The following is a 10,541-nucleotide window of genomic DNA, read 5'->3' as shown; positions in this document are numbered from 1 at the left end:
TGATCCTCATTACGGTGCGAGGCAGCGTTTCCGCTGGTAGAAGCAGCTCACCATCTAGACGATCCCTACAGGACATCACGACCGGCGGGCCGCTTACGCCGCCCGCCCGGCGCGGTTCAACCCTTCCGGGGATGCCGCGTCAGCCGAGGCGGTGTCCTGCGGCGCATAGGAGATGAACGCGTCATAAGTGGTCGTCATGGCTCATCGCCATGCCGCACCGCACGAACGATCTGCTGGAGAACCTCATCCCAGCGTGCGCTGTTGGTATCGCGAAAATCAGCAGCGTAACGGGCATGCGCGAAGAGGGGAATCTCGGCGTCCTCAATGATGACCGGTATGAAGCGGCGGTCATTCTCAATCGCGCGCTGCATCATGACCGCGTACTCGTTCTTCACCCATTTACTCGCCACCGAGGCCGGGCTGAAGATCAATATGCCGTTCGCGGAGTTACGGATCGCTTCCTCAATGTCGATGACGAGGAGATCCCCGACCTGGATGAACTCCCCGTCCCAGGCGACTTTCAGATCCAGGCCCTGAAGTCGCCCGACGAACTGCTTCACCCAGTCACGATCATGATGGGAGTAGGAGACGAACGCGTCGTATTTCCCGTTTTGCACCATAAATACCGCCTCCTGCGCACCAGCACCCCATGCCCGTTCGCCCCCCGTGGGCATGTTGTAAAGCTAAACCCTGACCGCTCCAGGTGGCCGTTGATCACAATAAGTGGTGCATTATTCGCGCAGAGGCAACTTAGGTCTTCCCTCCGACGTCCAACAGAGGCCCGGGAACCAGCGCCGCCGAGATGGAAGAAACATGAGCGATCCAACCAGCGTGGAGTACGACCTCTCCATCGTGTACGCCCAAGCCGATCTTTCCTGGGCCAAACAGCTCCAGGCCCGGCTGGCCACCGATGGGTTCAGGGCCGCGCTGGAGGACTATCTGCCCGGCGACATCATCATCCACACCATCGAAGAAGTACTCACCGCCGCCAGAACATGCGTGTTCGTCTATAGCCGCTCCACCCACGCGGACAGATGGATGGCCGCGAAATATCAAGCCTTATTGGCCGCCCCGGACGCCTACCGGTTCATCCCCGCCCTGATCGAGGACGTACCCCTTGATCTGTTCGCCGCTGCCCGAGCTCCCCTTGACTTCAGAGGCGAGGATCAGGAGGGCCCCTACCTGGGCCTACTGCTGGCACTGCGAGGCCGACGCCCGGATGAAGCGCCGCTGCCGACTCACCGGCTGCTGCGGCCCGAAGGGGCCATGCACCGAGTGCTGCGGCTCGGCCTCGGCGAGGTCAGCTACGGACTCGCCGGTCAAGAGCCACGCGCCCGACACGAACCGGGCCCCTTGACCCATGCGCTCGAACGCCGACTGTGGCAATTGGAGCGCGCTCGAACCGCCCGGACGAGCCACCATGTCAAAGGCTCGGACCTTGCCGAGCACCCAGGGGCGCTGCTCACAGATCGGCTGGTCACGGTCGGCAGAGCGCTGGGCGAGACGTTCCTGTCCGGCGCGGCCGGCGACGCCCTGGCGGCCGATCTCGCCGAGGCCCGCCGGAGCAACAGCACCCTGCGCCTGGGTCTGCAGGTCGAAGGCGAGCTCGCCGAGCTACCTTGGGAGACGCTGCTGCTGCCCCACCACGACCAGGTGCTGGTGCTCGATGCGCATACGGAAATGTTCCGTCAGCCGCCTACGGAGGGTCCGCCTCCGGCAATCGCCATCAAAGCACCACTGCGCATTCTTGCCGTCATCGCCGCACCCGAAGGGCCTGACGCCGGTCCGCTCTTGCACATGGAGGACGAACTCCGCCTCATACTCGACGCGGTCGACGAGGCCCGTCGCCACGCCGCCGCCCACGTGCGCATCCTCAACCAGGGCACGCTCGCGGCGATCACGCAGGCACTGAAGCAAGAGCGTTTCCACGTTCTCCACATCTCCTGTCATGCGAAACCCGGGGTCTTGCTGCTGGAGAACGCCGTCGGCGGCGTACACGAGGTGACCGCGCAAGAACTCGCCACCGCGATCAACCCGAATGAGGGAGTGCCTCTGGTGGTGCTGTCCGGCTGCTCCACCGCGCTGGACACCCGCACAGCCGACAAGCCGACAGGCAGCACGGAAGAGAAGACCCTCATCGGACTGGCCCGCGGGCTTCTGGATGCGGGCGTTCCCGCCGTACTGGCCATGACCACCTCGGTGACCGACCGTTACGCAAGCCTGCTCACCGGAGCCCTGTACCAGGAATTGGCCATCCGCCCACGACCCGAGGTGCTGACCGCACTCTCCCAAGCCCGCCACGCCCTGGAACAGTGGCGCCGGAACCAGCCTCCGGCGAGCCCGGATGCCCTCCTCGCCGAGTGGGCCACTCCCGCGCTGTTCCAGCGTGGCCCCGGTCTGCCGCTGTACGACATCGGCAACGGGGTGGAGCGGGTCCAGGCGCCTTACGTACCCACCCTCGATCGCAAAGTGATCGTCCGCAGAGTGGGCGACTTTGTCGGCCGCCGAACCGAACTGCGCATTCTGTCCTCTGTGCTGCGCGGCCAGCACCCCTTCGTGGTGCTGCACGGCACCGGCGGAGTCGGCAAGTCGACCCTGGCCGCCGAACTCCTCGCCCAGCAAGGCGTGGCCGCGGGGCTGGTCATCTCCCTGGTCGGACGGACGAGCCCCGACCAGATCCTCACCAAGGCCGCCGACAAGATCCTCGTGGCCACCGCCGCCCTCGGCGCCTCCGCTGGACCGTTGCGGGAGATCTCCCAGTTCCTACGACGCCTGGACTTCCCTTGGCAAATCCGTCTCGAAGCTCTGGCGGAAGCGCTCGCCCAGCTGCCGGCCGATGTCGCAGCCAGCATCAAAGCCCCACCGCTGACGCTGCTGCTGGACAACTTCGAAGACAACCTCAACCTGCGGCAGACTCCGTCCTTCCTGGATGAAGAGCTGGCCGCCTTCCTCACCGCCTGGACGCAACCGGGTTCCCCGAGGAAATTGATCGTCACCAGTCGGTACCCGGTCCCGCTGCCCAGCGATGCGCGCGAGCTCTTGACCGTCCTTCATGTGGGTCCGTTGTTGTGGGCTGAGGCGCGGAAGTTGATGTGGCGGTTGCCGGGGTTGGATGGGTTGGGGTTGGTGGATCAGCGGCGGGCGTGGGTGGTTGTGGGGGGTCATCCGCGGACGTTGGAGTATTTGGATGCGGTGTTGCGGGGTGGGCGGGCGCGGTTCGCTGATGTGCGGGAGCGGTTGGAGGGGTTGCTGGAGCGGCGGGGGATCGTTGATCCGGCGGGGTGGTTGCGGGGGGTGGGTGCTCGGGCTGTGGTGGGTGGGGTGGATGCGGTGGTGGCCGAGGCGGTGACGTTGGCGGCCGATGATGTGCTGCTGGCGGATCTGCTGGGGGTGTTGCCGGGGTTTGCGCGGCGGTTGCTGGTGGGGGTGTCGGTGTATCGGCGTCCGGTGGATCGGGCCGGGCTGGTGTGGCCGGTCTCGGCCCCGGCTCCGGCTGATCCTGAGGATGAGCGGCGGCAGGAGCGGCTGGGCCGCCTGTTCGAGCGGGTGGAGCGGGCGCGGGAGACCGTTCCGGGGGCGGGGTTGGGGGATGTGGGGTTGTCGGCCGGTGAGCTGGAGGCCGCCCGGGTGGACCTGGCCGCGGTTCGGGCGGTGCCGGTGGTGGAGCCGGTGGGGGTGGATGCGGCGGTGGAGACGCTGGCCGGGCTGGGGTTGCTGGCGCCGGCGCAGGCGGATGGTGGTGATCTTGCCGGGTCTGGTGAGGGTGGTTTCGGTGGCCGGCCTGGCGGGTCGGGTGGAGATGGTTTTGGGGGGTTGGCTGGGTCGTTGGTGGTGGTGCACAGGTGGACGGCCGCGTCGCTGGCCGATCCGGGACGGACGCCTGTTGAGGAGGTGCGGGCGGCGCATGTGGCGGCGGCGGCGTATTGGCGCTGGCGGGTGCGGACCCGCCCGCAGGATGAGCAGGACGATCTGCTCGACATGCTGGAGGTGCGTTTCCACTGCCACGCCGCCGGCGACCTGGACGGCGCGGCCGAGGCGACGGACTGGGTGGGCGAACGGTTGCACCGGTGGGGGGCATGGGCGTGGGAGGAGCAGCTTGTTCGCGAGATGATGGCCTGGTTCCCCGACGGCAGCCACGAGCAGGCCGTGATTCACCACCAGCTCGGCAGGATCGCCCAGGATCGGGGCGAGTACGCCCAGGCTGAGACCGACTACCGCCGCGCCCTGACCATCAACGAGGAACTCGGCAACCAGGCCGGCATAGCCGGCAGCTACCACCAGCTCGGCAGGATCGCCGAGCTGCGGGGCGAGTATGCGCAGGCCAAGACCGACTACCACCGCGCCCTGACCATCAACGAGGAACTCGGCAACCAGGCCGGCATGGCCACCGGCTACCACCAACTCGGCATCCTCGCCCAGTTGCGGGGTGAGTATGCGCAGGCTGAGACCGACTACCGGCGAGCCCTGACCATCAAAGAGGAACTCGGTAACCGGGTCGGCATGGCTCGCAGCTACCACCAGCTCGGCATGATCGCCCAGTTGCGGGGCGAGTATGCGCAGGCCGAGACCGACTACCGGCGAGCCCTGACCATCAACGAGGAACTCGGCGACCGGGCCGGCATGGCCACCGGCTACCACCAGCTCGGCAGGATCGCCGAGCTGCGGGGCGAGTATGCGCAGGCCGAGACCGACTACCGCCGCTCCCTGACCATCGAGGAGGAGCTCGGCAACCAGGCCGGCATGGCCACCGGCTACCACCAGCTCGGCATGATCGCCCAGTTGCGGGGTGAGTATGTGCAGGCTGAGACTGACTACCGCCGTGCCCTGACCATCGACGAGGAACTCGGCAACCGAGCCGGCATGGCTTCGACGATCAGCCAGGTCGGGGTGCTGTATACCGAGACCGGCAGGACGGCCGAAGCAGTGGCTTGCAACACGCGTGCCCTGGCCATCCGCCTGGAACTCCAATCACCGGAAGCCGCCATAGACCTGTACTGGCTCGCCCGCCAACGCCACCACCTCGGCGAGGAACGATTCCGGCAGCACCTGGCCGAACTGCTGGACACCCAGTCGATCGACACCCTCACCGACTGGCTCAACCAAACCGACACCGAAGCCTGATTCAGGTGGCCGGCAGCGCTCGCGAGAACCCCGGGGTCATGCCGGCGAAGGAGGCGGTGCGCCCGCCGACTGGAGGGCTCGGATGATCTTCTGGAGAACCCTGTCCCAGTTGGGGCGGTTGGACTCGCGCAAGTCGGCGTACGAGCGGGCTTCGGCGAGGGGCGGCAGGGAGACGTCTTCGGTCAGCACGGGGATGAATCGGCGTCGTCGCTCGATGGCGAGCTTCATGAGGGCGGCGTACTCGTTCTCCACCCAGGCGCTGCCGATCGAGGCCGTGCTGAACACGAGGATGCTGTTCGCCGAGTTCCGGATCGCCTCGTCGATCTTCACGACGATGAGGTCACCGGTCTGGATGAAGGCCTCGTCCCAGGCGACGGTGAGCCCTTCGGCCAGGAGACGGTCGGCGAGGGCCGCCACCCGGTCGCGGTCGGGGCGGGCGTAGGACAGGAACACGTCGTACGCGTCGGGCACGGGTCAACTCCTGGGCGGGAGGGTTTCGGGGGCGGACGGGATCTGCTGAACGTCCACGGCTTCAGCCGGGTCGAGTTCGTGGCCGGTGCGCAGGGTGCGCAGGTGGCCGAGCAGGTTCTGCACCGTGGTGATCGGGAGCGCGTTCATGTAGCTCCCGATGTCCCCGCCGATGTAGTCCGGGACCGGCATGTTGGAGATCTCCCGGATGATCCGGATCATCGCCACGTTGTCCCGGCCCAGCACCTCGATCTCGGCCTCCAGTTCCAGCACCGCCCGTCGGCGCTCGGCCTGCACCCGGATCTCGTCCAGCCGGTCCCCGGCCCGGACCAGCCGGTGCTCCGACCCCACGTTCTCCAGGTTCAGCGCCAGCTCGGCCTGTCTCTGCAGCATCGCGTTGAGCTCGGGATCGTCCGCCTCGAACGACCTCAGGTTGGTGGAGATGGACCGGACGCCCCGCGCGATCAGCGCCTGGCGCACCTTGGTGCCGAGCTCCACCTGCGCCTGCGCCGCCTTGCGCAGGAACTCCCCCACGTTGGTCGCCGCAGCCATCCCGGTGAAGTACGAGGCGACGGTCTCGCCGAGCGACTTCTCCACGAACCGCTGCACCGGCCTGGGGTCCTCCACCAGGCCGCCGAGCGGGGAGGTCCCGGTTCCGCCGGACAGGCTGACCACCCGGGGCGCGGCCTCGGGCGGGATCCGCAGCGTCTGGCTCAGCTGCACCCGTACCCGGAACCCCTGGATCTGGACGGTGATCTGCTCAAGTTCGGCGTCGTAGTTCCGTTCCTCGTCCCCGCTCTTGTCCTTCCACTCCAGGATGAGCTCCCGGGTGGGGATCAGCACCACCCGGACGAACCACGGGTTCAGCGCGTAGGAGACGCCCTGATCCAGGGTCTCCTCCTGTACGCCCAGCCAGCCGCCCAGGTCCAGGAACACCCACGGGAGGCGGAAGTTGCCGTGCCCCTCGATCCGGGGGCCGACCGGGTCCTCCTCCGTCACCGCGTCGTTCGCCGGCCGCCGGGGCACCGCGCCCGCCAGGGCCACCACGACGCCGGTACAGCCGACCGGGATGGCGATCTCCTGCAGGTGATCGGAGGTCAGCCCGTCCCGGGACTCCGCCGTGTTGTCCACGGTGATCACCTGGAACATCTTGGGGTTGATGTCGTAGTGGGTGCCGCCGGGCAGGATGGCGAGCTGGCGGCCCTGCTCTCCGCCACCGTCCAGGAACGCCTGGCCGTCCTGAAAGTTGTCGCACTCCACGTGCGTGCCGAAGGGGCGGTGCGGCGGGCGGACCCGGCCCGCGTTGGCGATCACCAGGCCCACGGTGCCCGGCGGCACGTAGGTGCACGGCACCAGGGTGACCTTGAAGAGCATGGTGTTGAGGTAGTACGACTGCCCGCCGGGCAGCACGTCCACCTGCGGGCCCTGTTCGCCGCCGCGGAGCAGGAAGGCCGGACCGTTCTGGAAGTTGTCGCAACCGCCGTCCACCCGGCGGCCGAAACGCCGGTCGCGCGGCCGTTCCCTCCCCGCCTCGGCCTCCACCAGACCGATCATGTTCTCCGGGATGCGCACCCATGGTACGAACTGGACGTGGTAGAGCCACGGCATCAGCCAGCTCGGCGACCCGGGGGGCAGGGTGCGCGCCTGCCAGCCGTACAGGTTGTGCGGGGTGATCCGCTGGTGTTCCTGGTCCCGACGCCCGATCCGGCGCCGTATCAGGCCGACGTGGTCCGGTGGCACCACCACCCGGCCCGCCCACCACAGGTATCCGGCGCCCGCCGGCACCAGGACCAGCAGCATCAGGACGACAGCTGCCTCCACCGCTATCCCTTCCCTTCCCAGGCGCGTGACCTGCGGTGAACCGCGAGCACGGTCTCGGTCCACTGGTCGTACCAGTTCAGGTACCGTTCGTTCTGCGGGTTGCGCAGGGTCGGGTAGAAGCCGCTCCGCCCGCCGGCCCGCCCCGCGAAGTCGCGGTAGCCGCCCGCCACCTCGTCACGCTCGTCGCACCAGCCGCATGCGCGAGTCAGCTCAAGAAACTCCGTGTATGTCCCGGTTCGCACCCGGGCGAGCCCGGACTGGGCGGCGAAGCCCTGCCTGCCGTGGGTGTGCTCGGACCACACCGCGTCGATGCCCGCCAGCAGCCCGGCAGGCAACTTCCTGCCGTCCGCCTCGCACAGGTAACCCTCCGCGGATCGGCCGGCCTCGCGGAGCAGCAGATCGGTGGTGAGCAGGTCGGCGTACCGCCAGCGGCCCTCCGCGAGGTACTCCCGAAGCCGGTCGAGCGAGAGCGAGGGCGGCATGCGCACCGCGCGCAGCGGCCGGGTGGCCGGGGCGGGCAGCGCGCGCGCCGGGCTCAGCGGCCGGCCCGCCGCGTCGGCCCGGTGCAGCGCGGCCAGGATGTTCAGCTCCTCCGGGCCGAGCAGCCTGCCGTCGCGGGCGTCCACGTACCAGGTGGCGGCCAGGTGGTAGTTGCGCTCGCCGTGCAGCAGAATCGGGAACACAGTACGCCCGCGCTCCCTGGCGGCCACGATGTCGCGGGTGATGTCGGCGGAGTCCTGGGACTGCGGCGACATCAGCACGATGACCGCGACCGCGTGGCCGAGCTGCTGCCGCAGCACCCAGAAGGGCTCGTCGCCCGGCCGCAGGTCACCCGCCGTCCAGACCGGCAGCCCGGCCGCGCGGAGCTGCTCGGCCAGCCGCTCGCCGTAGTCCTCGTCGGCCCGCACGTAGCGGATCACGATGCGGTGCGGCTCAGGCTCGGTGAGGGGACGCGGCGGCGAGGGGAGCGTGGCCCGCAGGTTCTCGAACGGCACCCGGCCGCTCGGTTCGGGTTCGCGGTCGAGGAGGACGGCGGCCAGCTCGGCGACCTTCTTGGTGTAGCCGTGCCCGATCACGTCCCGGAAGTCGCGCCAGACCCGGTTCTCGGCGGACGGCAGCAGAGCGACCTCACCGATCAGGACCGGAATGAAACGCAGGCCGCCGGCCGCTGAGGCGGTGGCCAGCGTGGCGTATTCGTCCTGGGCGCGCGGGGAGGCGAGGGAGGCTGGGCTGATGATCGCGATACCACCGCGGGACCGCCGGACGGCGTCGTCCACCTTGTGCACGACGACATCCCCGGGGAGGATGTCCCACTCGTCGAGAAACACCTTGACCCCGTGGACGGCGAGCTCTCCGGCCAGCCCTTCGGCCCACTCCGCGTCGTGGTGGGCGTGCGAGATGAACACGTCGAACAAGTCGCCCCTCCTCAGCGCATTCAATACGGCTTTCACCGTACGGCGGCAGAAGCATCGGCCGAGGTCTCGCTATAAAAAAGATGGATTATCCGATCAGCCGAAATCCAGGCCGTTCCAGCGGCTTTGAAGTGGCCCATTTGAGAACGACTGGTACTTTTGTCAGATTTATTGCTTTTGTGAGGTCTCCGCGCGGCGGTTCGGCATCCTCAACGCCGCTGCGGGCCTGGGAGAGTCACCTTCGTCCGCACATCGCCTCGTACCAGCGCACCGGCCTCAAACAGATCTCACTCTTCACCCCGGCCAACCGGCGGCAACTCGTTCTGCGGCGATTCTTCGAGGTCGTCGACCGGATGCCCGTGGTCGGCGCCACGATGCGCCGGATGATCAACAACAGCGAGGACAATCTTGAGAAGGAGCGTGATATCGCCTTGGTCGATTAAGAGGCGGCAGCGGATCGGTCTCGCGTCCCGAGGCTGGCCTGATCGGCGGCGGTACGGCCGGCCGCCCAGCCCTCCCGGTCCCAGGACGTGCGGACCGCGTGCGAGACCAGGTTCGGGAACAGGCGCTCGACCGCCTGCTCCACCACCTGTTCGCGGGCCGCCAGCACCGGCACCAGATCGGTGCCCCGGCCGGCGCTCTCCTGCGCGACCGCGGCCGCCGTGGCCTCGGCGAGCCGCTCCCCGATCCTGGAGGCGAACGCCGACAGGAACGACTGGCGGAACGTCTTGTTCCTCGACCGGCCGGTGCCGTGCTTCTTGGTGCCCGAGTTCACCAGCGCGGTCTGCGCCTGCACCAGCAGCGAGGTGAACAGCATCTCCACGAAGGACAGGTCCGCCCGGAATCCCAGCACGGTGGCGAACCCCAGCTCCTTCGACCAGATCACCCGGCACCGGTTGGCCTCGGCGATGAGGTTGAGCAGCACGGCCTTGGGCTGCTCGTACGGCGCGTCGATGCCGACCCGGATGCCCGCCGGGTCCTCGCCTCCGCCTGGCCGCGCGTCCAGCATCGCCACGTCGATGCTGTACTTCGCCATCAAGCTCTGCGCCGCCGACATGAACGTCTCCGCCTCCGCCTCGTACGACGTCGACTCCGCCTTGGCAAGCAGCCCCCGCACCCGCACGAGCGTCTTCTCGCTGACCGCGTGCGAGCGTGCCTGAACCGTACGGCGAGCGGCCCCGGGCGGCGGGCTCAACGACTCCAGCCGCGGCAGCCCGGTCAGCACCCCCAGCAGCTCCAGCACCCCGGAGACGGTCACCAGCCGGCCGGCCCCGTCGCGCGCCTGCCGCGCCGCCAGGTAGCCACCCTGCCACCACACCGCGGCCTCCAGGCCGGCGAGCTGGTCGCGCCAGCGCTCATCCACCGTGGCCGGCGCGTAGGCCCGCATCTCCCAGGCGATGAGATCGGCCGCCGCCCGCCCATGCCAGTCGGTCAGCCGTCTGGCCGCGATCCTGACCACGTCGGCGGGCTGCCAGCCGTTGCGCCACAACCCCGAGACCACACGGGTCACGACCTCCACCAGCACGCGCTCGGCGTCGTCCCGGTCGGCCAAGAAGGCCGCGGCGGAGTCGAAGGCCGCCTGATCCTCGCGGGCAAGCGCCTCCAGCGCCGCGCCGACCAGCTCATCAGCCTTAATCACACGTGCCGCCCACCTTGAAGAAGTCCGCCAGAACCCTACCGTGACGGACGACCGCACAGGCGTGTCGATCGGATCGAGCA

General features: G+C 68.5%; 7 protein-coding genes. 2 read left to right on the top strand and 5 right to left on the bottom strand.

Annotated elements, in window-relative coordinates:
* Positions 1–194: 194 nt before the first annotated feature.
* On the bottom strand, positions 195–674 hold the full coding sequence (locus tag IEY87_RS03500) for a toll/interleukin-1 receptor domain-containing protein (RefSeq protein WP_189136975.1): 480 nt from the start codon (positions 672–674) through the stop codon (positions 195–197).
* 139 nt (positions 675–813) lie between these two features.
* Between IEY87_RS03500 and IEY87_RS46555 the strand changes: the two genes are divergently transcribed.
* Complete coding sequence (locus tag IEY87_RS46555; protein WP_189136974.1) at positions 814–5,121, top strand: tetratricopeptide repeat protein; 4,308 nt, start codon at positions 814–816, stop codon at positions 5,119–5,121.
* Positions 5,122–5,157: 36 nt separating this feature from the next.
* Here IEY87_RS46555 and IEY87_RS03490 read toward each other — a convergent pair whose 3' ends face one another.
* Genes IEY87_RS03490 through IEY87_RS03480 form a run of 3 tightly spaced genes read right to left on the bottom strand, consistent with a single transcriptional unit; the run spans position 5,158 to position 8,816 of the window.
* A complete protein-coding gene (locus tag IEY87_RS03490; RefSeq protein WP_189136973.1) occupies positions 5,158–5,592 on the bottom strand; it encodes a toll/interleukin-1 receptor domain-containing protein in 435 nt (144 codons plus the stop codon).
* A 3-nt stretch (positions 5,593–5,595) separates the two neighbouring features.
* Positions 5,596–7,410 carry an SPFH domain-containing protein gene (locus IEY87_RS03485; RefSeq protein WP_189136972.1) on the bottom strand — a complete coding sequence of 605 codons (1,815 nt, stop codon included), beginning with the start codon at positions 7,408–7,410 and terminating at the stop codon, positions 5,596–5,598.
* Positions 7,411–7,412: 2 nt separating this feature from the next.
* A complete protein-coding gene (locus tag IEY87_RS03480; RefSeq protein ID WP_225276882.1) occupies positions 7,413–8,816 on the bottom strand; it encodes a TIR domain-containing protein in 1,404 nt (467 codons plus the stop codon).
* Between the two features lie 89 nt (positions 8,817–8,905).
* Between IEY87_RS03480 and IEY87_RS03475 the strand changes: the two genes are divergently transcribed.
* A complete protein-coding gene (locus IEY87_RS03475; RefSeq protein ID WP_189136970.1) occupies positions 8,906–9,265 on the top strand; it encodes a hypothetical protein in 360 nt (119 codons plus the stop codon).
* Here the strand turns inward: IEY87_RS03475 and IEY87_RS03470 are convergent.
* Positions 9,262–10,461 carry a DUF2786 domain-containing protein gene (locus IEY87_RS03470; protein WP_189136969.1) on the bottom strand — a complete coding sequence of 400 codons (1,200 nt, stop codon included), beginning with the start codon at positions 10,459–10,461 and terminating at the stop codon, positions 9,262–9,264. The two genes, IEY87_RS03475 and IEY87_RS03470, sit on opposite strands and share 4 nt — an antisense overlap.
* Positions 10,462–10,541: the final 80 nt, after the last annotated feature.

This window comes from Nonomuraea glycinis, from assembly GCF_014646515.1.
Taxonomy (GTDB): Bacteria; Actinomycetota; Actinomycetes; order Streptosporangiales; family Streptosporangiaceae; genus Nonomuraea; species Nonomuraea glycinis.
The sequence above is the reverse complement of the archived record's forward strand: the minus strand, read 5'-3'. Positions and strand labels throughout refer to the sequence as shown.